This is a genomic window from Streptomyces sp. NPDC101132 (genome assembly GCF_044759225.1).
In the GTDB taxonomy this organism is placed as follows: domain Bacteria; phylum Actinomycetota; class Actinomycetes; order Streptomycetales; family Streptomycetaceae; genus Streptomyces.
This window is the reverse complement of record NZ_JBIVYX010000001.1, coordinates 99,010-124,609: the sequence shown is the minus strand read 5'-3', so window position 1 is coordinate 124,609 and position 25,600 is coordinate 99,010. Positions and strand designations below refer to the sequence as shown.

General features: G+C 70.8%; 24 protein-coding genes and 1 pseudogene. 17 read left to right on the top strand and 8 right to left on the bottom strand.

Annotated features, from left to right (window positions below; all coding sequences use genetic code 11):
• Positions 1 to 39 precede the first annotated feature (39 nt).
• Positions 40 to 615: a hydrogenase maturation protease gene (locus ACIQUR_RS00555; protein WP_403656246.1), complete on the bottom strand. Its 576-nt coding sequence runs from the start codon at positions 613 to 615 to the stop codon at positions 40 to 42.
• 630 nt (positions 616 to 1,245) lie between these two features.
• Between ACIQUR_RS00555 and ppsA the strand changes: the two genes are divergently transcribed.
• From ppsA to ACIQUR_RS00525, 6 genes are all read left to right on the top strand, one after another.
• Positions 1,246 to 3,684: a phosphoenolpyruvate synthase gene (gene ppsA / locus ACIQUR_RS00550; protein ID WP_403656243.1), complete on the top strand. Its 2,439-nt coding sequence runs from the start codon at positions 1,246 to 1,248 to the stop codon at positions 3,682 to 3,684.
• Positions 3,685 to 3,721: 37 nt separating this feature from the next.
• Positions 3,722 to 3,976, top strand: a complete 255-nt coding sequence (locus ACIQUR_RS00545) for a hypothetical protein (protein WP_403656240.1) — start codon at positions 3,722 to 3,724, stop codon at positions 3,974 to 3,976.
• A complete protein-coding gene (locus ACIQUR_RS00540) occupies positions 3,969 to 6,641 on the top strand; it encodes a cation-translocating P-type ATPase (RefSeq protein WP_403656237.1) in 2,673 nt (890 codons plus the stop codon). The genes ACIQUR_RS00545 and ACIQUR_RS00540 overlap by 8 nt, the downstream gene beginning before the upstream one ends.
• An 18-nt stretch (positions 6,642 to 6,659) precedes the next feature.
• Positions 6,660 to 6,956, top strand: a complete 297-nt coding sequence (locus tag ACIQUR_RS00535; protein WP_403656234.1) for a DUF1876 domain-containing protein — start codon at positions 6,660 to 6,662, stop codon at positions 6,954 to 6,956.
• The gene (locus ACIQUR_RS00530) at positions 6,949 to 7,866 is read left to right on the top strand and encodes an ABC transporter ATP-binding protein (protein ID WP_403656231.1); all 918 of its coding nucleotides are present in this window, start codon (positions 6,949 to 6,951) and stop codon (positions 7,864 to 7,866) included. The genes ACIQUR_RS00535 and ACIQUR_RS00530 overlap by 8 nt, the downstream gene beginning before the upstream one ends.
• 71 nt (positions 7,867 to 7,937) lie before the next feature.
• Positions 7,938 to 8,684: an ABC transporter permease subunit gene (locus tag ACIQUR_RS00525; protein WP_403656228.1), complete on the top strand. Its 747-nt coding sequence runs from the start codon at positions 7,938 to 7,940 to the stop codon at positions 8,682 to 8,684.
• 325 nt (positions 8,685 to 9,009) lie between these two features.
• Here the strand turns inward: ACIQUR_RS00525 and ACIQUR_RS00520 are convergent, their stop codons facing one another.
• The 4 genes from ACIQUR_RS00520 to ACIQUR_RS00505 all read right to left on the bottom strand — a co-directional run bounded on the left by ACIQUR_RS00520 (position 9,010) and on the right by ACIQUR_RS00505 (position 11,725).
• The gene (locus ACIQUR_RS00520) at positions 9,010 to 9,888 is read right to left on the bottom strand and encodes a universal stress protein (RefSeq protein ID WP_403656225.1); all 879 of its coding nucleotides are present in this window, start codon (positions 9,886 to 9,888) and stop codon (positions 9,010 to 9,012) included.
• Between the two features lie 166 nt (positions 9,889 to 10,054).
• Positions 10,055 to 10,660 carry a CBS domain-containing protein gene (locus ACIQUR_RS00515; protein WP_403656222.1) on the bottom strand — a complete coding sequence of 202 codons (606 nt, stop codon included), beginning with the start codon at positions 10,658 to 10,660 and terminating at the stop codon, positions 10,055 to 10,057.
• A gap of 15 nt (positions 10,661 to 10,675) precedes the next feature.
• Positions 10,676 to 11,545 carry a universal stress protein gene (locus tag ACIQUR_RS00510; protein WP_403656219.1) on the bottom strand — a complete coding sequence of 290 codons (870 nt, stop codon included), beginning with the start codon at positions 11,543 to 11,545 and terminating at the stop codon, positions 10,676 to 10,678.
• A gap of 33 nt (positions 11,546 to 11,578) precedes the next feature.
• Positions 11,579 to 11,725, bottom strand: coding sequence for a hypothetical protein (locus ACIQUR_RS00505; protein ID WP_403656216.1), 147 nt, complete (start codon positions 11,723 to 11,725; stop codon positions 11,579 to 11,581).
• 207 nt (positions 11,726 to 11,932) lie between these two features.
• On the opposite strand from ACIQUR_RS00505, the gene ACIQUR_RS00500 reads away from it, so the two are divergent.
• The 8 genes from ACIQUR_RS00500 to ACIQUR_RS00465 all read left to right on the top strand — a co-directional run bounded on the left by ACIQUR_RS00500 (position 11,933) and on the right by ACIQUR_RS00465 (position 20,192).
• Positions 11,933 to 12,841 (top strand): universal stress protein, encoded by a 909-nt coding sequence (locus ACIQUR_RS00500; RefSeq protein ID WP_403656214.1) that lies wholly within the window; start codon positions 11,933 to 11,935, stop codon positions 12,839 to 12,841.
• Entirely contained in the window at positions 12,838 to 13,704 is an 867-nt protein-coding gene (locus tag ACIQUR_RS00495; protein WP_403656211.1) for a universal stress protein, read from the top strand. Before ACIQUR_RS00500 ends, ACIQUR_RS00495 begins: the two co-directional genes overlap by 4 nt.
• 7 nt (positions 13,705 to 13,711) lie before the next feature.
• Positions 13,712 to 16,288, top strand: a complete 2,577-nt coding sequence (locus ACIQUR_RS00490; RefSeq protein WP_403656208.1) for a cation-translocating P-type ATPase — start codon at positions 13,712 to 13,714, stop codon at positions 16,286 to 16,288.
• Positions 16,289 to 16,290: 2 nt separating this feature from the next.
• Entirely contained in the window at positions 16,291 to 16,548 is a 258-nt protein-coding gene (locus ACIQUR_RS00485; protein WP_403656205.1) for a DUF1918 domain-containing protein, read from the top strand.
• Between the two features lie 99 nt (positions 16,549 to 16,647).
• Complete coding sequence (locus ACIQUR_RS00480) at positions 16,648 to 18,378, top strand: GAF domain-containing protein (protein ID WP_403656202.1); 1,731 nt, start codon at positions 16,648 to 16,650, stop codon at positions 18,376 to 18,378.
• Positions 18,379 to 18,648: 270 nt separating this feature from the next.
• Positions 18,649 to 18,933, top strand: coding sequence for an SHOCT domain-containing protein (locus tag ACIQUR_RS00475; protein ID WP_403656199.1), 285 nt, complete (start codon positions 18,649 to 18,651; stop codon positions 18,931 to 18,933).
• A 248-nt stretch (positions 18,934 to 19,181) separates the two neighbouring features.
• Positions 19,182 to 19,826 carry a helix-turn-helix domain-containing protein gene (locus tag ACIQUR_RS00470; RefSeq protein ID WP_403656196.1) on the top strand — a complete coding sequence of 215 codons (645 nt, stop codon included), beginning with the start codon at positions 19,182 to 19,184 and terminating at the stop codon, positions 19,824 to 19,826.
• A gap of 33 nt (positions 19,827 to 19,859) precedes the next feature.
• Positions 19,860 to 20,192 carry an Hsp20/alpha crystallin family protein gene (locus ACIQUR_RS00465; RefSeq protein ID WP_403656193.1) on the top strand — a complete coding sequence of 111 codons (333 nt, stop codon included), beginning with the start codon at positions 19,860 to 19,862 and terminating at the stop codon, positions 20,190 to 20,192.
• A gap of 155 nt (positions 20,193 to 20,347) precedes the next feature.
• On the opposite strand, the gene ACIQUR_RS00460 is transcribed toward ACIQUR_RS00465, so the two are convergent.
• The 3 genes from ACIQUR_RS00460 to ACIQUR_RS00450 form a co-directional block, all read right to left on the bottom strand.
• Positions 20,348 to 21,007: a CBS domain-containing protein gene (locus ACIQUR_RS00460; protein ID WP_403656190.1), complete on the bottom strand. Its 660-nt coding sequence runs from the start codon at positions 21,005 to 21,007 to the stop codon at positions 20,348 to 20,350.
• A 232-nt stretch (positions 21,008 to 21,239) separates the two neighbouring features.
• Entirely contained in the window at positions 21,240 to 21,950 is a 711-nt protein-coding gene (locus ACIQUR_RS00455; RefSeq protein ID WP_403656188.1) for a response regulator, read from the bottom strand.
• Positions 21,951 to 22,074: 124 nt separating this feature from the next.
• Positions 22,075 to 22,719: a CBS domain-containing protein gene (locus tag ACIQUR_RS00450; RefSeq protein WP_403656185.1), complete on the bottom strand. Its 645-nt coding sequence runs from the start codon at positions 22,717 to 22,719 to the stop codon at positions 22,075 to 22,077.
• Positions 22,720 to 23,035: 316 nt separating this feature from the next.
• Here ACIQUR_RS00450 and ACIQUR_RS00445 point away from each other — a divergent pair.
• The 3 genes and pseudogenes from ACIQUR_RS00445 to ACIQUR_RS00435 form a co-directional block, all read left to right on the top strand.
• Positions 23,036 to 23,248 (top strand): annotated as a pseudogene (locus tag ACIQUR_RS00445) (acyl-CoA synthetase); the annotation flags it as partial.
• A gap of 278 nt (positions 23,249 to 23,526) precedes the next feature.
• Positions 23,527 to 24,081, top strand: coding sequence for a hypothetical protein (locus ACIQUR_RS00440; protein WP_403658043.1), 555 nt, complete (start codon positions 23,527 to 23,529; stop codon positions 24,079 to 24,081).
• Positions 24,082 to 24,420: 339 nt separating this feature from the next.
• Positions 24,421 to 25,293 carry a potassium channel family protein gene (locus tag ACIQUR_RS00435; protein WP_403656182.1) on the top strand — a complete coding sequence of 291 codons (873 nt, stop codon included), beginning with the start codon at positions 24,421 to 24,423 and terminating at the stop codon, positions 25,291 to 25,293.
• The last annotated feature ends 307 nt before the right edge of the window (positions 25,294 to 25,600 follow it).

Here is a 25,600-nt window from a genome sequence, read left to right as displayed (position 1 = left end):
GGGAAGCCGGACGGTGTGCAAGTGCTCACGGACAGGGTGTCAGGCAGATCGTCCGTCGGCGGCGAATCCGGTCCGGCGAGTCCCGTCGTGCGGGGCGGTCCGGGCGCGGGCGCCACCCTGGGACGCGCTGTGGTGCTCGATGTCCGCCTCGATCCGCCGGACCAGCCGCGGTACCGCGCGAGCCACTGACGGGGTGATGCCCACGCCCATCGAACGGTCCATCCCCTCGACCGCGTACACGATCAGACGGCCGGGACTGCGTCCGAGCACGGCGCCGAGACGCAGCGCGTCGGGCAATCCGAGCCCGTGCGTGCTGTGCCTTCCAGCGGCGGCGGTGCGCAGTGCGTCGCCCGTGGCGGCATCCCACCGGTGCGTTCGTCCCGGCTGCGCCGAAGGAGGGAAACAGGCGTCGACGACGATCGCCAGGGCGGTGTTGTCCCATAGCTCGATCAAACGCCCGGGGTCCCCGTCGCACTGCGCGAAAACGGTGTACGCGGGCAGCTGCCGCTGCGCGGCCCGGTCCCTCAGCAGGCCGACCACGACCCGTCCGACACCGTCGTCCCTGCGGAACTCGTTGCCGACCCCGATGACCGCCGTAGCGGTGAACGCTTCCATCGGTCCCTGATTCCCTCTCCGCAGACGGCCCAGCGGTAACACCGTCCTGCGCAAGCCGGGACCGACGCGACCGCGTGCCGATGATGGGGCCGGTTCCGGTGGTCCGCATCCTGGATCACCATGCCGGGCGCGCGGGTCGGTGCACGCTCGATGCCACCCACGTCGAAGGCGACGTGTACGCCGTCGACGTCCGTGGTCACCGGCTGTCGGCCGACCAACCCGCGGACGCCGGCGGGACGGACCGGGCGCCGACGCCCACCGAGGGTCAGCATCGGGATGGAGGCGTAGGACCACACGGGCTCGTCCGGGCTCCAGTGGCCCCAGGCCCCGCGGCATGGTGCCGGGGCCGGGTGAAACCGGCCGTGGGACCATCGGCCCCATACCGGGAGGGCCCACTCGGCCCCGCGGAAATGGCCCCCTCGGCACTGCGGGCGAAGCGGGGCGAGGCGTGATCGTGGAGCCCGGCCGCCGCCCAAGGCGCCGTTCCCGAAGAGGGTGACCACGATGCAGCGCATACGGATCCAGACCCGGCCGAAGCAACCCCACAGGCCCTCCCCTCTGGACCTGCGCACACCGTCCGGCCGCCCCTTGCCGTACTGAGCCGTGGTCGCGAAGGCTTCGGAGGATGTCATGGAACGCACGCGACGCGTCATACCGTTCACCCGGCTCGGCCGCGGCGACGTCGGTCGGGTGGGTGGGAAGAACTCCTCACTGGGAGAGCTGACCGTACAGCTGGCCTCGGCCGGCGTGGCGGTGCCGCCGGGCTTCGCCACGACCGCCGATGCCTACGAGGAACTGCTTGACGGACACAGGCTGCGCACCCGCATCCAGGAGCGGCTCGACCGGTTCCACGACGGTGGGGCCCTGGAGGTTGCGGGGGAGGGCATCCGGTCGGTGATCATGGCTGAACCGCTTCCCGACGCGCTGCGTGACGAGATCGTCTCGGCGTACGAGGACCTCGGCCGGGAGCTGGGTCGGCCCGACCCGGAGGTCGCCGTACGGAGCAGCGCGACCGCGGAAGACCTGCCGGAGGCCAGTTTCGCGGGCCAGCAGGAGACGTACCTGAACGTACGGGGCATCGAGCAGCTACTGCGTGCCGTACACCGCTGTTTCGCCTCACTCTTCACCGACCGGGCGATCGACTATCGCGAGCGGATGGGCTTCGACCATCTCCGGGTCGCGCTGTCCGTCGGTGTCCAGGCCATGGTCCGCTCGGATCTCGCAGGTGCCGGGGTGATTTTCACCCTCGACCCCGAGAGCGGCTTCCCCGAGGTTGTCGTGGTCAGCGCAGCCTGGGGGCTCGGCGAGACCGTCGTCAGCGGGCAGACCGACCCCGACGAGTACACGGTCTTCAAGCCGTCCCTGAAGGACGCCGCCCTGAACCCCGTCATCGACGTCCGCATCGGCGCCAAGCGCCGCAAGGCCGTCTACGCGGAACAGGGGCTGACCGAGACCGTCGACACCGCCGCCGAAGAACGGACCCGTCGCGTCCTGACGGACGCCGAGGTGCGCCGGCTCGCCCAATGGGCCGTCGCCGTCGAAGAGCACTATGGGTGTCCGATGGACCTGGAGTGGGCGAAAGACGGAATCACCGGCGACCTGGCGATCGTCCAGGCCCGGCCCGAGACCGTGCAGTCCCGCCGACGCTCCACCACCCTGCGCCGCTGCCGCCTCACCGGTACGCCTGGCACGGTTCTCGCGGAGGGCGTCGCGGTCGGCGAGGCCATCGGTGCCGGCCCGGTGCGACGACTGGACACCCCCGTCGACCTGGATCGGTTCCCCGCCGGTGCGGTGCTCGTCACCTCGGTCACCGACCCCGACTGGGAACCGATCATGAAGCGGGCCGCCGCCATCGTCACCGACCACGGAGGCCGCACCTCCCACGCGGCGATCGTCAGCCGGGAACTCGGCGTCCCCGCCGTCGTCGGCACCGGCAACGCCACGGAGGTCCTCCTCGACGGCGCCCCTGTCACCGTCTCGTGCACCGAAGGCAGCCGCGGCAAGGTCTACGCGGGCCTGCTTCCGTACGAGGAAACCGAGACGGACCTCGCCTCGCTGCCCGCCACCCGCACCCGGGTGATGCTCAACCTCGCCGACCCCTCCGCCGCCTTCCGCTGGTGGCGGCTGCCGGCTGACGGGGTCGGCCTGGCCCGCCTGGAGTTCATCGTCGCCCACCAGGTCAAGGTCCACCCCATGGCATTGGTGCACCCTGAGCGCCTAGACCCCGGCGACCGTTGCGCCGTCGACCAGCTGACCGAGGGCTGCCTCGACCGCACCCGCTACTTCACCGACCGCCTCGCGTACGGCATCGCCCGGATCGCCGCCTCCCGGTGGCCGGACCCGGTCATCGTCCGGGCCAGTGACTTCAAGACCAACGAGTACGCCAAGCTCCTCGGTGGCCGGCCCTTCGAGCCGGTCGAGGCCAACCCGATGATCGGATGGCGGGGCGCCAGCCGCTATTACAGCGACGGCTACCGCGAAGGCTTCGCCCTTGAATGCCGGGCCCTTCGCCGGGTGCGTGACGAGATGGGCCTGACCAACGTCATCGTCATGATCCCCTTCTGCCGCACCCTGCTGGAGGCCGACAGGGTCCTCAAGGTCATGGCTGGTGAGGGCCTGCGCCGCGGCGAGAACGGACTCAAGGTCTACGTGATGGCGGAGATCCCCGCCAACGTCATGCTCGCCCAGGACTTCGCCGAACGGTTCGACGGCTTCTCCATCGGCAGCAACGACCTCACCCAGCTCACCCTCGGCGTCGACCGGGACTCCGAGTCCCTTGCCGACGTCTTCGACGAGAACGACCCGGCGGTCACCGGCCTGATCCGCATCCTCGTCCCGCGGGCCCATGCCTCGCGGCGTCCGGTGGGCCTGTGCGGGCAACGCCCCAGCGACGATCCTGCCTTCGCGGCCTTCCTCGTCCGAGTCGGGATCGACTCGATCTCCGTGGTCCCGGACAGTTTCGCGGCCGTCAAGCAGCACGTGGCAGCGGCTGAGGACCACGAGCTGGAAGGCCGAACAGTCCCCGCCGGGAACCGTCCGACCCCTGCGGATGCGCCGCCGGCCGCGTGACGGTGGCAGCAGCCGGAGGAGACGAGGAGGCCCGGCCATGAGCAGCAAGAGAGCCCTGGTCGGCCACGGCACCAGGCACGGGACCGGCTACCGCGCCGGAGCCCCGCCGATCAAGAGGACCACCACCGTTGCCCCCGCCACCTGGCAGTACCCCACTGACCGCGCGCACGCCGGCACGGTCGCCGTCCCGGCGCAGACCCGCAAGGGGGACACCGTCCGTGTGCGGGTGGACGACCGTGGCCATGCCGCCGCCGCGCCACCCCGCCCTGATCGGGGAGCAGACGATGGCTGACCGCGCCGTGGGCCCGGACCTCAGGCCGGACGTCACGCCGGATCCCCTCGAGCCCCTTCCCCTGCTCCGCCGTGAACTGCACACCGGGCCGCTGGGCCTGTCGAGCCGGGAGGCGGAACGCCGCCTTGCGGTCTACGGGCCCAACGAGGTCCGCCGCACCGCGTCCCCAAGCATCCTGAGGGAACTCCTGCGGCAGCTGGTGCACCCTCTTGCGCTGCTCCTGTGGGCGGCGGCCGCCCTCGCCTTCATCGCCGGCATCGACGTGCTCGGCTGGGCGATCATCGCTGTCGTCCTCGTCAACGCCGGCTTCGCCCTCGCCCAGGAACGGCAGGCCGAAAAGGCCGTCGAAACCTTGGCACGCTACCTCCCCGTACAGGCCCGGGTGATCCGCGACGGGCAGCCACAGCACATCCCCGCCCGCGATCTGGTCCCCGGAGACCTCATCGTCCTCGAAGAAGGCGACCGGATCCCCGCGGACGCCCGCCTGACCGAGGGAGGCATCGAAGCCGACCTGTCCATGCTCACGGGCGAGTCCACACCCGTGGAACGCCTGGCCGGTCCCGGTCTGCAGGCGGTGCCGGTGCTCCAGGAGCCGAACCTCGTCTTCAGCGGCACCAGTGCCACCGAGGGACAGGCACAGGCCATCGTGTTCGCGACCGGCGACCACACGGAGCTCGGCCGTATCGCCGCCCTCAGCCAGCGCACCCGTCGAGAGCCGAGCCCGCTGGAGAAGCAGGTCAAGAGGGTCGCCTGGCTGATCGCGGCGGTCGCCGTCGCGATGGGCGCCGTGTTCCTCGTGACAGGTGTGGCGGTCGGCCTGCCGGTGACCGACTCGCTCACGTTCGCGATCGGCTTGCTCGTCGCCAACGTGCCCGAAGGCCTCCTGCCCACCATCACCCTCGCCCTGGCGGTGGGCGTCAGGGCCCTGGCCCGGCAGGGCGCGGTGATCAAGCGGCTGAGCGCTGTCGAGACCCTCGGCTCCACCAACGTCATCTGCACCGACAAGACCGGCACCCTCACACGGAACGAGATGCGCCTGCACGGCTTCTGGACGCCCGAAGCCCTCACGGGGGCCGGCCCCCGGAGCGCCGAGCTCATCCGGGCAGCGGCCCTGTGCACCACCGTGATCCGCGAGACCGACGGCCGGCTGCACGGCGATCCGACCGAGATCGCACTGGCCGAAGGAGCCGCGGAGCAGGCCGTGCCCGTCGATCCGGCCGACCGGGAGGCCCACCGCCGAGCCTGCTTCCGCTTCGACCCCCGCCTGCGCCTGATGTCGGTGGTCCAGGCGACGGATGACGGTCCCCTCCGCGTCATCGTCAAGGGCGCCCCGGAAGCGGTCCTGTCACTGCTGACGGGCGGGGAGCCGGTCCGGGAGGGACGGGACGCTGCCGAGGCGCTGGCGTCCGAGGGCATGCGGGTGCTGGCCGTCGCGGTGCGGGACCTGCCGGCCGGTGCTGAGCCCCCGGCGCGGCGTCAGCAGGCCGAGCGGGACCTGCACCTGCTCGGGCTGGTCGGCCTCTACGATCCACCGCGCCCGGAGGTCGCAGCCGCTGTCCGGCGCTGCCACGAGGCGGGCCTGACCGTACACATCGTCACCGGCGACAGTGGCGCCACGGCCGCGTCCATCGCCCGCGCCGTCGGCATCGGCGTGCCGAGAATGCGGGTGGTTGCCCAGTCCGAAGCGGTCGACGACCACCACCTCGACCACCTCCTCCGGCAGGCGGACACCGAGATCGTCTTCGCGCGTTCCTCGCCCGAGACCAAGCTGAAGGTGGCTGACGCCCTGCGCAGCCACGGGCAGATCGTGGCCATGACGGGCGACGGCGTGAACGACGCTCCCGCCCTGCACCGTGCCCACATCGGCGTGGCCATGGGGCGCTCGGGCACCGACGTCGCGCGCGAGGCGTCGACCATGGTCCTGACCGACGACAACTTCGCCACCATCGTCACGGCGATCGAATCGGGGCGCCGGGTCTACGACAACGTCCGCAAGTTCATCGTCTACATCTTCGCCCACCTCACCCCCGAGGTCGTCCCCTTCCTCGTGTTCGCCCTCTCCGGCGGGGCAGTACCCCTACCCCTGACCGTGCTTCAGATCCTCGCCATCGACCTCGGTACCGAGACCCTCCCCGCCCTCGCCCTCGGCCGCGAACGTGCCGAGCCGGGGGTCATGAACCGGCCACCCCGGCCCAGCACCGAAAGCGTGATCAACAAAGGCATGCTGATCCGCAGCTGGGGCTGGCTCGGCACCGTCTCCGCCGCCTTGGTCATGGCCGCGTTCTTCTACGTCCTGTGGCGCGCGGGATGGCACCTCGGCGACCCGACCGGCCCGGGCACTCCGCTCCACGACGCATACCTCACCGCGACCACCGCGACCTTCGCCGGCATCGTCACCTGCCAGGTCGGCACCGCGATCGCCGCACGCACCGACCACGCCGCCCTGCGCGACATCGGCTTCTTCACCAACCCCCTGCTGCTCGCCGGCATCGCCTTCGAACTCGCCTTCACCGCCGCCCTCGTCTACGCGCCCCCGCTCCAGCACCTCTTCGGGACCGCGGCCCTCCCGCTGGACGTCGTCCTCCTCATCGCTGCCTTTCCGCCTCTGGTATGGGGGACCGACGAGATCCGTCGCCGGGGCCGTCGTAGACGCCACAGCTCCTGAACCCACCGGAGGAACACCATGTCGCACACCACTGAGTGGAAGACCCAGATCCATCTGTTCGAGGAAGACCGGACGACCAAGGTCCGCGTCGAGCTGGACACCGGCACCGCGAAGCTCACCGGCCATGGCACCGCGCGCTGCAACCCCACCGACGCGGACGTACCGGAGATCGGTGACGAGCTCGCCGCGGCCCGCGCCATGGAAGACCTCGGCGCGCAGCTGAAGCGTCTTGCCTACGGTGACATGGAGGACGCCGGAACCCGCCCGCGAGCGAGCACGCCTTCACCCGGCGGGTCAGACTGGACGCATGGATGACGAACCGGCCATCGAGCTGTCCGGTCTGACCAAGACGTACGGCACGGTGGTCGGGGTCGAGCGATTGAGCCTGACCGTGGGGACCGGGGAGGTGTTCGGCTTCCTCGGACCCAACGGTGCGGGGAAGACGACCACCCTGCGGTGCCTCGTCGGACTCCTTCGGCCGACCGAAGGCCGCGTGAAGGTCCTGGGACTGGATCCGATCACCGATCACGGCCGAGTGGCACCGTACCTGGGCTACCTTCCGGGCGAGCTCCGGCTGTATCCGGAACTGTCCGGAGCGCAGACGCTGGATCTGCTGTCCGCTCTGCAGGGTGCTCCAGCGCCCCACCGTGGTGACTTGTGCGATCGCCTGGGCCTGACGGACTCGGTCCTCGCGCGCTCCGTCGGCGGCTACTCGCGTGGCATGAAGCAGAAGCTGGGGCTCGTGCAGGCCCTCCAGCACGATCCGAAGCTGGTGGTTCTCGACGAGCCGACCGAGGGGCTCGATCCGCTGGTGCAGGAGACGTTCCACGCACTGCTCCACGAGATGGCAGGTGCCGGACGAACCGTCCTGCTGTCGAGCCATGTCCTGCCGGAAGTGCAGCGCACCTGCGGGCGCGTGGCGATCGTACGGGACGGGCAGCTGGTGACGGTCGAGAGCGTGGCCGGTCTGCGCGAGGCACGTGCCAGGAGGATCCGCCTGACCTTTTCGGACGGACTGGGCGCTCGGCCACTGGGCGGCGCGGAGCGGTGGACCCCGCGCTGGCACGGAAACCGGGTGGAGCTGCTCGTGCCGCCGAGCGAGGTGGTGGGCGCGCTGCGCGGGCTGCTGGGACCGACGGTCGCGGACGTCACGGTGGAGGAAGCGGGCCTCGACGAGGCGTTCCTGGACCTCTACCGCGACGGGGGCCCGGAGGTGGAACCGTGAGAAGCCGGTGGCCCCTGTTCTGGCTTGCCCTGTACCGGCGGCGCAGGATGCTGTCGGCTCTGCTGCTCGGGATGGTCGCCTTCGAGGCACTCATCGTGGTGGTGGCCAATGCGCTGGCTCCGGGAGAACTCTTCTCCGCGGGCGGCAAGGGGCCGCCATCGGCTTACCGGGCGTTCAGCGGCTCCAGCGGGGACGTGTCGATCGCCACCTACCCGGGGCTGCTGGGTGCCGGCCTCACCCACCCGTTCTGGATCGCCATGCAGCTCACGGCGATCGGTTCGCTCGCGGCGGCCGCCGTGGCGGCGGACGTGGAATCGGGCACGGTGGAGCTGATCATGGTGCGGCCTGTCAGCCGAACCCGGCTGCTGGCAGAGCGGACCGCCGCACTACTGGTCGTGGTGCTGGCCCTCAATGCCGCCGCGACGTTCACGGTCGCCGTGGGGGTGGCGTTGTCCCCGGACATCCACCGAGCGGTGCCGCTCCGCGGGGTCTTCGCCGCCGGGTTCATGGGCCTCGGCTTCGCGTTGTGCATGATCGGCCCGGCCCTGGCCGTGTCGGCGGCCGGCCGCCGACGGACGCAGGTGATCGGCGCGACCATCGTGATCGGAGCGGTGGGCTTCGCCGTGAACTTCATCGCTCTGGCCTGGGCGCCGGCCGCACCGATGAGGTTTCTCAGCCCGTTCCACTACTACGCCCCGGGCGACGCGTTGGCCGAAGGCGGTGTCCTCTGGCCCCAGTTCGGGATCCTGGTGGCGGCCGGGGTGCTGGGCCTTCTGTCGGCTCACGTGGTGCTCCACCGCAGGGATCTCGCTCCCTGAAACACGCAGGCTCGTGCCGGGCCGGCGAGGGCGGTCACCGGAGCTCCAGGACTTCGCGGGCCGAACGCGTCCGCAGGAATTCCCTCGCCGTGCGGGCCGGTCGGGCCGCGCTCGGGTGCGGTCCAGGCCGCGGTCTCGGCCTGGACCAACAGGACCTCCGGCACAGGCTCGCCGCTGACGGAGGGCGGCTGGGGTGCCGACGTCGCAGGGCATCGTGCAGGGCCGCCAGCTCGTGGTCCTCCCCGGCATGCTCGTCGACGGTCGCCGTGGCCAGGCGGTGACGACCGTGTGGTGCGGCCACGGGACTGGTCCTGTCTGTACGTCCTCAGGCGTGTGCCACGACGGCAACCGGCGCGGTGGCGTGGTGCATCACCGCGTGGGTGATGGGACCGATGTGTGCACCGAGCGCGGAGCGACGGATGCGCCGGCCGACGACGACGAGTGCCGCACCCGAGGCCGCCTCGAGTATCTGTACGGCGGGCGATCCTATGACGGCGCGTGAGTCCACATCGAGTCGGGGGTACTTCAACCGCCACGGATCCAGCAGTCCCCGGAGCGTGGCCACGAGTCCGTCGGCGATCTCTTCCTCGACGCCCGGGTCGAGGGCGGGGGCGTAGGAGAGCATGGGCGGTGGTGACCAGCCGTGGATCACGACGAGCGGGCGGGACCGCCGCTGGGCTTCCTCGCAGGCGAAAGCGAACAGCCGATCGCAATTGCTGCGGAGGTCCACTCCGAGGACCACCGGCCCGCCGTCACCTGCTTGCCCGGCCGTGTGGGCCGAGCTCGCGGCCGTACGCACAAGGACGACTGGCGCCGCGGTTCTGGGAATGGTGTCGGAGCCGGTGGAGCCGACGAAGAACCCTGCGATCGGGCCGAGCCGGCGCGAGCCGAGCACGAGCAGCTCCGCGTCCGCAGCGGCCGATGCCAGGCCGTCGGACACCGCGACGCCGTCGATGCGGCGGGTGCTGATGGCCAGGGCGGGGTGCTCACGTGCCAGCCTCTCGCGGGCGCCGGCCAGGAGGTCCTCGGTCCAGCGTCTGCGGGATTCGGGAAGTGGTGCGGCGAAGGGCGCGTACTCCGGCCAGTCCTCGACGTGGAGGAGCTCGAGGTCGGAGCCGCGGAGTTCTGCTTCCTCGGCCGCCCAGTCGACGGAGGCGAGGTCTGCGTCCGATCCGTCCAGCCCCACCGTGATGCGGCTCGACATGGTGTGCCTCCTCGGGTGGTGTATTCGGCTGCTTTGAGGCTCCGCTGATCACCGGCGGTCCGGGTAGGACCGATCGGTCCGACGGGGGACCGTTCGGCCCTCCTGACCCACGGTCGCGGTAGGGACACGGGTGAGTCTGTTGTCGACGTCCACGGCGGCCTCCCCTTCAGGCGGCGGACACCGGGACCGTGAAGTCGGCCTCGACGTCCACGACCCCCGGAACGGTGCCGGCGGCGCGGACCACCACGTCTTCCAGGGCAGGATCCGGAATGGATCCGTGAAGGTATGCGACGCCCTTGGCGACGTGGACGTGGACCTCGGCGGAGCCGTGCGGGACGAGGTGATGCGTGATCAGTTCCCGGATCTCGGCGCCGATGTCCGCGTCCGGACGCAGGTAGACCTTCAGCAGGTCCCCACGACTGACGACGCCGATCAGGCCGCCGTCGCCGTCGACCACGGGCAGGCGCTTGAGGTGACCGCGAGCCATCAGACGTGCCGCCGCCGGGATGGTGGCATCTTTCGTGACCGTCACGGCCGGGCGGGTCATCAGCCGCTCTGCGGTGGTCAGGCGGTGAGGGTCGGTGTTCCGTGCATCCAGCAGCAGGTCGGCTTCGGAGACGACGCCGATCACCCGCCCGCCCTCGGCCAGCACGGGGAGGACGCTGACGTTCCACATCCGCATCGTTTCCACGATGTCCTTGAAAGCGGTTTCGTGGCCGACGGAAACCACAGTGTGGGTCATGACGTCGCCGACGGTGCGCAGGTGTTTCATGACCTCTTCCCCTCCTCAGGCGTGGGCTATGACGGCCACGGGCGCTGCCGCGTGGTGCAGCACAGCGTGGGCGACGGAGCCCAGGTGAACGCCGAGGGGCGACCGGCGCAGGTGGCGGCCCACCACGACCAGTCCTGCTCCCTTGGAGGCCTGGACGAGCCGTTCGCCCGCGGAGCCCATGAACACGCTGGTGGTGACATTCACATCCGGATACTTGTGGCGCCAGGGCAGCAGCATGTCGTCGACCATGTGCGTGACGCTCCGCCCGATGTCCCGCTCGTTGTCCGGGTCGAAGAAGGGGACGTACGCGTAAGCGGGTGGCATCTTCCAACCGTGCACGGCCCGTAGCGAGCATCCCCGTCGTTCCGCCTCTTCGAAAGCGAAGGCGAGCACTCGATCCCCGGCCTCGTGGATGTCGACGCCGACGAGCACCTCGGCAGCGGTACCGGTGCCGGGGCCGTCCGGGTCGTCGGCGACGCGGACGAGGACGACCGGGGTGTCGGTGGCGACCACGGTGGACAGCGCCACCGAGCCGATGATGAAGCCGACCAGGCCCCCCAGGCCGCGTGAGCCCAGGACCAGCAGTGCGGCGTCGGCAGCCTCGGCGGCGAGGGCAGCAGCCGGGCGGCCCGTCGGGCATCGAGTCGTGATCTCCAGGTGCGGATGGCGCCGGTGCAGCTCCTGCGCCGCCTCGGTCAGCACCTGGTCCGCCCATCGGTCGATGTCCCGTTTGCCCAGGACCGGGAGCGTCGGGTCCAAGGGCCAGTCGACGGCGTGGACGAGCCGCAGCGGGACCTGCCGCAGCACGGCTTCCTGCGCGGCCCAACGGGCAGCCGCCAGACTCTCGGGGGAACCGTCGACCCCGATGGCCACGTGGTGCGTCATGATGACCAGCTCCTTCGCGCGGTGGACCGGGCGTCACCACGGCATGGCGACATCCCTGAAAGAGGTGTCGGGAGCCACCGAGACCGCCTCGTCGGTCATCAGGTCCGCCACCTTGACGTTCCTCATCAGGCCCTCCTGAGGCTCCGAGTCGTGGGTGCCGGTCTCCTGTGTGGGTGCCACTCACCCTCCGTCGGAAAGGACAGGAATTCGAGGGCCGAACGGTCCCGTCCCGGGACCGGAAGGACCACTCGGCGCCGACGGCGGCAGCCGCGCCGTCGCGATGGGGACCTTTGGTCCCGGCGGCGGTCCCGGGCGGCCCTCTGCCCACGCCACCGCGGGTGTCAGCGTGGGCGGTGTCCCCCATCGGACCCTCGGTTGGGAGTAGCCGTGGAGATCACCATCCGTACCCCGGACACCAGCTCGGTCATCGTCGGTGTGGACGGCTCGGAGCCGGCGCGGCGCGCCGCCCTCTGGGCCGCCGGTGAGGCCGTGCGCCGAGGTCGCCCCCTGCACATCGTTTACGGTGCCGACACCGACGGCAGAGCGCTGTACATGGCGGCGGAGACCATCGAAAGGGTCCGTGTGGCCGGCCGGGAGCTCCTGGACGACACGGCGAAGGCCGTGGCCTCCGAGCACCCCGGTCTGCATGTGACCACCGAGTTCAGCCGCGTGGACGCCGTCACCAGCCTGCACCGGGCCGGCGGCCTGCACGGCACGATCGTCGTGGGCAACCGCGGCCTGGGTGGCTTCAACTCGCTCATGCTGGGCTCCGTCGGCCTCAACACGGCAGCCGGGGCCAGAACCCCCGTCATCGTCGTCCGCGACGTCGACGAGACGCACGAGCGGGGCACCGTCCTCGCCGCCGTCCGCGACGAGCACGACCTCGTGTGCGCGCAGTACGCCGCCCGTGAGGCCGAACTGCGCAAGGCATCCCTGCGGCTGCTGCACGTGTGGAACATCCTGCAGTCCGTCGGCAACGTGGCGCCCATGCTCGATGACGTCGACGGGATCGACGGCAAGCACGCCTCGGCCCTGGAGGCCGTCACCGACACGATCCACGACGAGTTCCCCGACCTGACCGTGGCAAGCGACGCGGAGAAGAGCCTCTCCGTGGCCGGAGTCCTCGTCGAGGCGTCCCGCCACGCCGACCTGCTCGTCATGGGAGGCCGCAGGGCTCCCACCCCGCTCGGACTCGGCCGCAACCTCGGCGGGGCCACGCACAGCGTGCTGCACCACGCCCACTGCCCCGTGCTCCTCATCCCTCGCGCGGGAACCGACGTCGGGAGCCGGTCATGACCGGCCCCTGGGAAGGTGCTCGTGAAATCCTCGTGGCCATCGACCCGGTCCGGGAGTGGCACCTTCCCCTGGCCTGGGCCGCCGACGAGGCGCATCGGCACCACCTCCCGCTGCGTCTGGTGCTCGCCGTGCCACCACCCCAGCACGACCCCCGTCACGTCGACGACACCCCACAGCAGACGGCCCTGCGACAGGCAGGCACCGCGAGGCTTGAGCAGGCCAGGGACTGGGTCCGTGACAGGCATCCGGAGTTGGCCGTGACCGATGACCTGCGGGGTGGCTTCCCCGCATCCGTCATCGCCGGGATGGCCCGGCATGCCCGCATGGTCGTCCTCGGCTCCCGCCACCTCGGCCGAGTAGCGGAAGTGCTCAGTGCCGGGTCGCTCGTGAACCCGGTGACCGCCCAAGCCCCCTGTCCCGTCGTGGTCGTGGGCGACGCCCCCCACACCACCCAGCAGCCGCCGTACATCGTCGCCGGCATCGACGGCAGCGCCGCCTCGGTCACGGCTCTCCAGTTCGCCTTCGACGAAGCCGACCTGTGCGGCGCGGCTGTCCGCGCCATCTCGGTGTGGCAGCCGCCCATCGTCCCGCTCCACGATGGGGAAGCGGCCGTACGAGCTCAGCGGGCCCTGCTCGCCGAGGCCACCGCGGGGCTGTCCGAGAAGTACCCGGACGTGCGCCTCCACCACGAAGTCCTGGTCGGCCACCCGGTGGAGGAGCTGGCCCGGGCGGCCGAGCACGCCCTGGCCGTCGTCGTCGGTCGTCGCGGCCACGGTGGCCACACCGGCATGCGTCTCGGTTCCACGGTGCACGGTCTGCTGCGCCGGGCGCACTGCCCGGTGATCACCATCCCGGAGGGCTGAGGCGAAAATGACCAGCCGCGCGACCGAAGCACCGCCCGTCCAGGCCCCCGACAACCCGGGGCTGACACAGGCCGAAGCCGAACGCCGACTGGTCCGCTACGGCCGCAACGAGGTGGCACCTCCCCGGCCGACGCCGCTGTACCGCCGGGTGCTGGCCCAGTTGCGCGATCCGCTGATCATGGTGCTGCTGGGCGCCGCACTTCTGACCGTCGCGATAGGGGATCACCCGGACGCCGTCGTCATCGGACTGGTGATCGTCTTCAATACCGCCGTAGGGGTCGCCCAGGAGGTCCGGGCCGACCGGGCCGTGGCCGCGCTCTCCGCCCTCTCCGCCCCCCATGCCCGGGTGCTGCGCGACGGAGCCGTGCACGAGGTCTCGGCGGCGCTCGTGGTCCCGGGTGACACCCTGCTGCTGGGTGAGGGCGACATCGTCGCCGCGGATGCCGACCTCACCGATGCCTCCGCGCTTCTGCTGGACGAGTCCATGCTCACCGGCGAGTCCGAGCCCGTTGACAAGGCGCCGGGCGAGTCGGTGAGTGCCGGCACCGTCGTCGTACGAGGTCGGGGCACTGCCACGGCCACGGCCACCGGGCCGGGCAGTGCTCTCGGCCGCATCGCCGCACTGCTCGACGGCGGCCACGACCCCACGCCGCTCCAGCGCCGGCTGGCTTCCCTCGGGCGCGTCCTGGCCGTCGTCACCATCGCCCTGTGCGTGCTGGTTTTCGCCCTGGGCCTGCTGCGGGGCCTGGCGCTGAGCACGATGGCCGTCACGGCGATCAGCCTGGCCGTCGCCGCGGTGCCCGAGTCCCTTCCCGCTGTGGTCACCCTCGCCCTGGCACTGGGAGCCCGCAGGATGACGGCACGGGGCGCGCTCGTGCGCCGTCTGCCCGCCGTCGAGACCCTGGGTTCGGTGAGCGTGCTGGCCACTGACAAGACAGGCACTCTCACCGAAGGCCGCATGGTCGTCCAGCATGTCTGGACGCCCTCCGGAGCCGCCGATGTGTCGGGCAGCGGTTACCAGCCGCACGGGGAGCTCACCCGTGCAGGGCGCACGCTGACGCCCGTGGAGCTCCGGCCCCTGCAGGAACTGCTCACCACCGCGGCCCTGTGCAACGACGCGAGCCTCAAGCCGCCCCAGCCCGGAGAGGATGCCTGGAGCGCCGTGGGCGATCCCATGGAGGCCGCTCTGCTGGCAGCTGCTGCCAAAGCCGGCTGCCCCCCACGGGCCGAGCTGCACCGGGCCTGCCCCCGGATCGGGGAAGCTCCCTTCGACAGCCTGCGCAAGCGGATGACCACGCTGCACCACCTGCCTGACGGGAACGTGCTCGTCTGCCTCAAGGGGGCTCCGGAGGCAGTGCTCACGCCCCTCGTGCTCGCAGACCCGCCCGAACTGCTGACCCAAGCTCACGAGCGTGCCGCCGCGCTGGCCGCGCACGGGTTCCGCGTCCTGGCCGTGGCAGGCATCGAGCGGCTCCTGTGGCCCCTGCCGGTCGCCGAGGCCGAGCAGGGACTTCACCTGCTGGGCCTGATCGCCATCAGTGACCCCCCGAAAGCCGCGGCCGCCGCGACCCTGGCGGCCTGCCGGGATGCGGGAATCACCTCCGTCCTGATCACCGGCGACCACCCCGCGACAGCACGTGCCATCGCCGAGCGCACCGGCCTCGTCCGTGACGGGGAGGCCGGTGAGGTGCTCACCGGCCCCGAGCTGGCCGCCGCGCCGGACACGGACCTGACCGGCGTACGGGTCTTCGCCCGCACCGACCCGCAGCAGAAGCTGGACATCGTCCACGCCTGGCGAGCGCACGGCGCCGTCACCGCCATGACCGGCGATGGCGTCAACGACGGTCCCGCCCTCCGCCAGGCAGACATCGGCGTCGCCATGGGCGCCCGTGGCACCGAGGTGGCCCGCCAGGCCGCCGACCTCGTCCTCACCGACGACGAGCTCTCCACCGTCGTTACGGCGGTGGAGGAAGGCCGCCGGGTCTACGACAACATCCGCCGCTTCCTCGTCTACGCCATGGCCGGCGGAGCCGCCGAGATCCTGGTGATGCTGGTCGGCCCGCTGCTCGGACTGGCACTGCCGCTCCGTGCCGGGCAGATCTTGTGGATCAACCTCCTCACGCATGGCCTCACGGGCGTGGCCATGGGCGCCGAGCCCGTCGCTCCGCAGGCCATGCGTCGCCCGCCCCGGCCGCCCGGCCAGCACATCCTCGCCGCGGGTGTGTGGCAGCGCCTGCTCATCCTGGCGTCCGCCGTGGCTGCCGTCAGCCTGCTCGCCGGCATCGCAGCCCGGGCCATGGACCTGCCCTGGCAGAGCGTGCTCTTCCTTGCCCTCCTCGCAGCCCAGCTGGGCGTGGCTCTGGGCCTGCGGGCCCGCCTGCTGACCAGGGAGAACCTCTTCCTTCCGGCCTCCGTGGCCGGATCCGCCGCGCTGGGGACGGCGGCGCTGCACGTCCCAGCCCTGCAGTCCCTCCTGGAAACCGAGCCCGTCGGCTGGACGGGTGTCTGGCTCGCTGCAGTCGCCTCTCTCGCAGCGTTCGTCGCAGCCCGGCTCCTGCGGGCCGCATTCCGCAGAAAGGCATGATCATGAACACCTATGCACCGGAACACGGGCCCGGTATCCACGCCGAGGTCGGTGACCAGATCGTTGTGGGCGGCCCCGCCATCGGCAAGCCGGGCCGGGACGGGGAGGTCGTCGCCCTGCACCACCCGGACGGGACCCCGCCGTACGACGTCCGCTGGTCCGACACCGGCCGTACGACGGTGTTCTTCCCGGGGCCGGACGCCCATGTCCGCCATCTGCACGAAATGGCGGCGCGCGACGCGGTCGGGAAGCAGCCGTAGGAAGCACGGGTAGCTGCCGAGTGCGCAGGAAGCCTCCTCCGGCCGGGGCTACGGTGGACACGTGGTCCTCTTACCGTTGCCGCGGGCCGGAGGTGGGACATGAGCGCAGGCGGTCAGCCGGCCGCGAGCGGCCTGCCAAGGCTGCGACTGGATGAGCTGCTCGACGAGCTCCAGGTACGGATCGACGAGGTCCGGGGCACCCGGGACCGGCTGAACGGTCTTCTGGAGGCCGTGATGTCGGTCGGCCGGGAGCTGGATCTGCCGCAGGTACTGCGCGGCATCGTCGAGGCCGCCGTGGTCCTGGTGGACGCCGAGTACGGAGCCCTAGGTGTGATCGGTGACGACAAGAGGCTTGCCGAGTTCCTTCCCGTCGGCATCAGCGACGGCCTCCGCGCCCAGATCGGGGACCTGCCCTCTGGCCACGGCATCCTGGGCGAGCTGATCCGGCACCCCGAACCCCTGCGCCTCTCCGAACTGTCCGAACACCCGGCCTCGTACGGCTTCCCGGCACACCATCCGCCGATGCACTCCTTCCTCGGGGTGCCCATCCGGGTCCGGGAGGATGTCTTCGGCAACCTCTACCTCACCGAGAAGCGCGGCGGCGCCGACTTCGACGAGGAGGACGAGGCGGTCCTGTCGACCCTCGCCGTCGCCGCCGGTATCGCCATCGAGAACGCCCGCCTCTTCGAGGAAGTCCGCCTGCGCGAGCGCTGGCTGGCAGCCAGTTCCGAGATCACCAGCGCCCTCCTCTCCGGAACCCCCGAGGACGAGGTCCTCGAAGGCATGCTCGAGCGCGCGAAGGACATCACCGCCGCCGACATGGGCGTGTTCTACCTGCTCGGGCCCGCCGGTGAACTGCGCGGCTCCATCGCCCTCGGACAGGGTGCCGAAGCACATCGCGGGATCACCCTCCCCAGCACCCAGGGCACCTTGGCCGAAGCCGCCCTGGCTCAAGACGGCATCATCACGGTCACCGACGTGGAATCCGACGAGCGGGTCACGGTGCAGCCTGAACGCTGGACGGGCTTCGGCCCGGCCGTGGCCGTCACCGTCGGCACCAAGGAGAGGCTCAGCGGCGTGCTCATGCTGGCCAGGCGTCAGGGCCGCCCGGTGTTCGTCGGCGCGGAGGTCGCCGCACTGCCGGGATTCGCGGGCCAGGCGGCTCTCGCCCTGGAGCTGGCCGACCGCCGCCGCGATGCCGAACAGATGAGCATGCTGGAGGACCACGACCGCATCGCCCGCGACCTCCACGACCTGGCCATTCAGCGCCTCTTCGCGACCGGCATGACGTTGCAGAGCGCCCAGCGGTTCGCTGAGCATCCCGAGGTGTCCGAACGGCTCGGCCGCGCCGTTGACGACCTCGACGCCACCATCAAGATCATCCGATCCACGATCTTCGGACTGCGCGAGCACGAAGCACCTGCGACCGGCTCGAAGCTGCGCTCCCGAGCCGTCCAGACCCTGGACGAACTCTCCGCCGGCCTCGGCTTCGGCCCCGCCCTGCGCATGGGAGGGCTACTCGACACCGAGGTACCGCCGGCCGTGGCCGACGAGGCTCTCGCCGTACTCGGCGAGGCCCTCACCAACGTCGCGCGGCACGCAGGAGCGGCGCACGCGGAGGTTTCCGTCGTCGCGGCGGACGGGGTGCTGACGCTCACTGTGACCGACGACGGCGTCGGCATGCCCGAGGGCGGGCGGCGCAGTGGCCTGCGCAACCTCGCCGAACGAGCCGAGAGGCTTGGGGGCCGGATGGAGGTCACCAGTCCGGGCGGTGCGACGCGTGGCACCCGTCTGGAGTGGGAGGTGCCTCTGGCCCCGCCGACGCTGTGACCGGCCCTGCTCGCAGGGCCGCGAAGGGCCGGTCATGCAGCGTTCACAGGAGAAAGCGCTGCGGCCATCCGTGTGGGTGAGTGAGCACCCGTATACGGCCTCCTGATTCGAGTCCGTTACCGGTCCGGGAGCGCCGTGCGTTCCGGGCATGGGCCCCATGGCCCCTCTCCGTGCCCCGAACGGCCCATGCCGCGACCCGCGCATCCCGAGACCCTGGGAAGCAGACGGCCTGTTCACGGCCGCCGGTTCCGCCGACCTGGCAGGTGCGAGATGTACTGGTACGGCCATGGCATGGGCGGCTGGGGATGGTTCGCCATGTCACTCACCACACTCATCGTCTGGGCGCTGATCGTCGCATCGGCCCTTCTCGTGGCCCGCGCCTACAGGCGGGAAAGCACCGACGGACATCCCGTCTCCGTCTCTGATGCCGGACCCGACAAGGGTGTTGAGGGTCTGCTCGCGGAGCGCTATGCGAGAGGTGAGATCGACGACGAAGAGTACGAGCGGCGGCTTGAGGTGCTGCGCAGCCACGCCCCCAAGCCCACGCTCCCGTGAAGTGACCACTGGGGCGGATCCTCCGGCGACTCGCCCGCCGAATCGGGGCGCATCGTCTTCACCAGTACGCGCTTCCCGCCGCGCGACGCCCTCATGATCGTCGACTGGCGCGTGATGGGGGACCGACTGGCCCATGCGGAGCGGCGTGGTGTAGGGCCGGCCTGGCGGTACCAGGGAAAGGAACGGGGCGCGTCCCGCCTGACCACAGCACGAAGCGGCGACCGGGCCGCGCGAGGAGCGCTGACGCCATGACCACCGACCTGGGGCGGCGGCTTGCCGCCCGTCGGACCGCGGCCGGTATGAGTCGCGAGGAGCTCGGGGAGCGTTGCGGTGCCGACGCGCACTACATCGCCTCCTTGGAGGAGCATGTCGCCCTGCCGGCGATCGGGACTCTCGTACGGTTGGCCGATGCGCTCGGCACCACCGTCGACGCCCTGGTCGGCGCGGGTTCGGATCGCGATCATCGACCGGCGACGAGGGCGCCAGACGCTGCCGATCACCCGGTCGTTCTGGAAGAGGAAGAGTGCCGGCGGTTGCTCGGGGTCCGGGGCATCGGGCGGGTGGCGGTATTCACCCCCGAAGGTCCAGCGGTCCACCCAGTGAACTACCTGGTCGTCGCCGGCGACGTGGTCTTCCGGACTGCGGCCGACACCGTGCTGGCACGGGCTGCGGGCACCGAGGCCGCCTTCGAGGTGGAGCGGATCGACGAAGTGGCGGCAAGGGGGTGGAGTGTGCTGGCCGTGGGGGTGCTCCAGGCAGCGCCCAACCCCGACGAGCTCGAGGGCAGGGCCGCAGCCGCCCATTACAAGCCCTGGGCAGGTGGCTCGCGTGCCCACTGGATGAGACTCGCCCCGGTCCGGCTCACGGGTCGCCGGGTGGTATGCCGCCCCTGATGCGGCCGCGCGGGTCCCCGGTTCCGGAAGCAGGTGACCAGCGACGAAGGCACGTACACGCTCCGCGCCGAGATGCCGGGACTGGACCCCGAAAAGGACGTCGAGATCACCGTCGACGGCGACACCCTCAGCGTCAGCGCCGAGCACACCGAGAGCACGGAGGACAAGGACCACTCGGAGTTCCGTTACGGATCCTTCCGCCGCAGCGTCCGCCTGCCCGGCCAGATCCCGGCCGAAGGGGTCGAGGCCTCGTACCAGGACGGCATCCTCACCGTCCGCGTACCGCTGGAGGCTGAACCCCCGGCCAGCCGCCGCAGCATCCCAGTCAAGCGCCCCCAGGCCCCGGAGCCGGGAGAGAAGTCATGACCGCGAAGAGGGCGCCAAGTGGCGGGTCGGCTGATGTTGCGAAGGCGCTCTGCCGGCGGGTGCCCCCGTGGTGGGGCCGCACGGCCCTCGGGGTCCTGGCGGCAGCCTGTGGGCCCACATCGTGCGCCGACGAGGTCACGTGCCCCTGGCCGGGGTCAGCGACCTGTACCCGTGTCGTCCGTCTCCCACGAGAGCTGCTCGGTGACGTGCACGACGCCGTCGACGGTGCGGCACAGCCGCTCCATGACGGGGATGAGGCTTCGGAAGCGCACCACGCCGTGCAGAGTCACCTGCCCGTCCTGCACCTCGACGGATACGGTCGAGGGGTCCACGTGGAGGGTTCGGTCGAGGATGTCCCCGGTGATCTCGTGCCGGATGGCGTCGTCGTCGCGCAGGAAGATCCGCAGCAGGTCGCCGCGGGTGACGATTCCCACGAGGACGTCTGAGTCATCGACGACCAGCAGCCGCTTGACGTGCTGGCTCTCCATGAGCCGAGCGGCCTCCGCCACAGTCCACTCCGGCCGTGCGCAGACCGCCGGCGCCGACATGAGCTCCTCCGCCTTGGTGCTCGCGGCCTTGTCGTTTTCCCAGGGTTCGGGGCGCGGCAGCGAGCGGAACCAATCTCCCTGGTCGGCCGGCTTCGGTAGCAGGTCGCCCTCGGAGACCACGCCGAGCGGGTGTCGGGCGGCGTCGGTGACCGCCACCGCGGAAACCTTGTGTTCAGCGAGCGTGCGGACGATGTCCTTGAAGGTGGCGTGCCGCGGGACCGTGACGACTTCGCGGGTCATCAGCTCGCCCACTTCCCTGTGCCTCACCGTGTTCTCCTTCCGCTCCTGCGGCCAGGCGTCGCCGTCAGGCCGTCATCCGAGAGTGGAGCCCGGAGGTGGCGGTAGGGCCGACCGGGTCCCTGGCGGGGGCTGACCGGCCCGGATCCCCGCACAGCCCAACGAGCGTGGCGAGTGAGCGGCAAGGGCGGCTTCCGGTGCATGCTGTGGCACATCACCAGACGGGGCCGCAGCGAGCACGGCGCGTGTCGTTGAGTGTCGGTCACTGTGTCGGGGAGGGGCTCTCGCCTTGGTGCCCCTCGTCGTGGACTTGCGCTGCGATCACCGCTGCTTGGACCCGGCGTTCGACGCCGAGCTTTCCGAGGAGGCGCGAGATGTGGTTCTTGACGGTCTTCTCGGACAGGTAGAGCTGCTTGGCGATCTGGCGGTTGGTGAGGCCGCCGCCGATCAGTTCCAGGACAGCCCGTTCCCGTTCGGAGAGGGCGGCCAGCCGGGCGTCCTCGGGGGACTTGGCGGCTTCCGGGTCGCGCAAGGAGTGCATCAGCCGGGCGGTGGTGGCGGGGTCGAGCATGGATTGGCCGGTGGCGACCATCCGTACGGCGGAAACCAAGTCGGCCCCCTTGATCTGTTTGAGGACGTACCCGGCGGCACCAGCCATGATCGCGTCCAGCAGGGCCTCCTCGTCGTCGAACGAGGTCAGCATCAGGCAGGCCAGGTCCGGCATCCGCGAGCGGAGCTCCCGGCAGACGGTGATGCCGTCGCCGTCGGGCAGTCGTACGTCGAGAACCGCGACATCCGGGCGCAGCGCCGGGCCGCGTGCCATTGCCTGCTCTGCGGTGCCCGCCTCGCCTACGACGGTGATGTCCGCCTCGGCGTCGAGGAGGTCGCGCAGCCCCCGTCGGACAACCTCGTGGTCGTCGAGGAGGAACACTTTGATCGGCGCCTCGGCGGAGGCAGCCGGTACGTCGGACATGTTCACCGCCTGATCCGCACCATGCTGTGCACGCTTCCACCCGAATTGTCTCAACAGGAGGGCGATACTCATCCTCGAACCGGCGGGCCGGCGATGCCGGCCCGTGCGGCGCCGGCGCGTGGGCCTATGCCGTGGCCGAGCCTGCTCCGTCGAGCTCCATCCGGACGTCGACGACCCCTTCGACGGCGCGGATGGCCCGTGCCAGGAGGGGAATCAGAGCGCGGTCCTGCAGAGGTCCCTGAAGGGTGACGACACCGTCCTGGACCGAGAAGTCCATGGACACGCCGGGTACGAGTTCGGTCAGCACGGCCTGGCGAATCTCCTCCTCCAGCTCCTCGTCCGGCCGCAGGAACACCTTCAGGAGGTCGCTGCGGCTGACCACCCCTTCCAGCATGCCCACGCCGTTCACCACCGGCAGGCGCTTGACGTGCTTGCGGGCCATGATGCGGGCCGCCTCGGCGATGGTGGCGTCCGGGTGGACGGTGACCGCCGGGCTCGACATCAAGTCCTCGGCGAGTACGCCGACGGCTTTGGAGGCTTCCTCCAGTTGGTCCGGCAGGTGGGGCTCCTCGCGGCGGAACTCCTCCTTGGGCAGCAGGTCCGCCTCGGAGACGACTCCCACAACGCGGCCCTCACCCTCCAGGACAGGGACCGCACTCACCTTCCATTCGTGCATCAGTTCGACTATCTCCTTGTAAGACGCTTCGCGGCCGATGGCGACGGCGGTGTGCGTCATGACGTCACTGACGGTGTAGCGGGATGCGGGCATGACCGGCTCCTTCGCCGCGTTCGGTCGTGGATCCTGCCGCCGCCCGACGGTGCACGGCAGGTCGGGTCGAACTCTTCTTCCATATGAGCACCCCGATCACGTGCCCGCGCATGGGCTCTGTGGGCCAGGCGGAGGGTCCGAGTGGCCCAGGCTGAAGCGGTGTCGTCGGCGCCGTGCCCGGATGCCGCGGGAATCCGCGGTCAGGAGGCGGATGCGTTCGCCAACGCACTTCTCGCGGATGGGGCGACCGTGTCCGTCCGACCAGTCCGACCGGATGTCGTCGTGGTCGGGCCCGGAAGGCGCCCCGGGATCCGTCGGACGCGCCACCGAGGACGACGTTCGCCTGGATGCCGGCTTCGCGGCCGACCTCCCCGGTCCGGGAACCGCCGGCGTCGCCGTTCAGTCCGAAGGCGTGGGCATCGCCCTGCCGGCCGGACTGTCCCGACTGGGCATCGGGGTCTCGGCGTTCGTCTCGCTCGGCGACAAATACGACGTCAGCGGCAACGACGTGCTCCCGTGGCGGGAGAGCGGACCGATCCCCCCTGTGTGCGCCGGCTCCGACACGCCGGCCCGCACCCATGTGTCGCCTCGCCCGCGGCGGCGCTCCTGCCTGACAGACACCCCTACCGCAGCGCCCGGCTGCCCCCGCTTGCCGCACCGAGCCGGGCGAGTGACGCTCGATCCTATGGGCAGGAATGGTCTCAAACCTGGGCGGACTTCACTCAGTGCGGTGACTTGTGCACTGGCCGGTTATGTACTGCTCGTACGGCCACGGCTGCTGACCTGGGGCGCCACCCCGACGAAGTCGTGCGCACCTACCCAGGTGACGACCTCATCCCCGATACCGGCAGCTCGTCGATCATGGCAACGACCCTGCCCGCGCCTCCCGAAGAAGTCTGGCCCTGGCTGGTCCAGATGGGCTGCAACCGCGGCGGCTGGTACAGCTGGGACCGGCTGGACAACGGCGGACGGCCGAGCGCGCGCCGTATCGTCCCCGACTGGCAGAGCCTGGAAGAGGGGCAACGTCTCCCTGCGGTGTCCAGTGGCCACACCTGGTTCACCGTCGCCCTCCTCGTGCCGGACCGAACCCTGGTGCTCCGCTCAGACGTGGATCTGCGTACCGGCCGGAGCTTCGACATCCGGTCCGAACCCCTGCCCAGGGCGTACGTCGATTCGCTGTGGGGCTTTCACCTCGAACCGGCTCCCGGAGGCCAAACCCGCCTCGTGGTCCGGGGACGAGGCCGAAGCCGGCCACGGCCGTTCACCCGGTCCGCTGACCTGCTGTTCTGGGAGCCCGCTCACTTCGTCATGCAGACCCGCCAGTTCCACAACCTGCGCGAACGGGTCACCACGCGCGCGTGACACAGACTTGTCCGTGCTTGACTCGTCGCGGAGTCGGGCGTCCTTTTCATGGAAGGGGAGGGCGAACCAGCAGAACCGCAGAGGCACCTGCGAGGCGCACGTAAAGCTCCCGCCCATCTGTATTCGACTTCCGAACTGCTGGACCGGGCGGCGGACCTGATGCCCGGGGTGGCTGTTCGGCGAGCCGCCGTACCCTCGGCGGGGCCCGCTGGTAGGCAGGCTTCCGGCGGTGGTGCGCCCTCCGCCTGTGGGGACGAAGGGCGTGAGCGCTCCCGGCGGAGAAGGGCGGCGTGACGTCCGCCCAGCCACTGGAGGCCGGACAGTCAGGAGTGATGTGGGATGGCCTGGGCGACGACCGTCTTGGGTGTGGCGCTGGTGCTGATCGCTCTGCGGGACGTGTTCCACACCCTGTGGCACCCTACGCGCCACGGTGGCCTGAGCCGTGTGATCATGACCGTCCTGTGGCGCCTGTCGAAAGTGTCTGCACGGCACCGGGCCGCCGGGCTCGCCGCACCGGTCGGCATGGCGGCAGTCGTCGCCACATGGGCCTTGACGGCCGTCGTGGGCTGGGCCCTCGTCTACTGGCCCCACATGCCGCACGCCTTCACCTACGCGCCCGGGCTGGAGCCGGCCGATCACGCGGGTTTCCCGGATGCGGTCTACGTGTCCCTGGTCCACATCTCGACCCTGGGGCTGGGTGACATCGCGCCGGCCGTGGGCTGGCTGCGGATCGTCGCGCCCATGGAAGCCCTGGTCGGCTTCGCCCTGCTGAGCGCGACGGTGGCCTGGACCCTGGGAATCTTCCCGGCTCTGGCCCGCCGCCGCGCTCTCGCGCTGCGGATCTCACACCTCGTCCGCACCCGTCCCACGACGGAGCAACTGGATGCCGACGCCGGCGCTGCGATTCTCGACAGCTTGGCAGCAGACGTGTCCGTGATCTCCGTGGACTTCCTGCAATATGCCGAGTCCTACTACTTCCAGGACGGCGACGACCACATCTCACTGGCAGGCCAGGTCACGGGCGCCGTCAATCTGGCGGACCAGGCATCGGTCGCACGGCACCCCGACGTGAGGATGTCGGCAGCCGTTCTCCGCGCCGCCCTGGACGACCTCGCCGTCATCCTGGACGACCGCTTCTTGCGCACCGAGGGGAGCACACGCCAGGTCTTCGGCGAGTTCGCCCGCGATCACGGCCGTCCCGAGCCCGCTTGACCGGGCCGGCCGCGGATGGGGAAGGACGAGTCCGTGGCCGGATGTGCACCACCATCATGCGGTACGAGCAGTACTCGACCCTGGTGAACCACAACGGCCCCGGCAACGCGACGCTCAGGTGGAGCATCGCCGCGTAGACCTCCATGTAGCGGGCGTAGCGGTGCTGTTGTTCGGGGGTCGGCTCGTCCCAGGGGCCCACGTCGTGGCACCGCCTCGGAGTCGCGTCCGGAGCAGCGGATCGGCGTGGATGCCGGCCGGAACAGCCCGTGCCGGCCGCGACGTCCGGAGCCACCCGGGCACGTGGTTC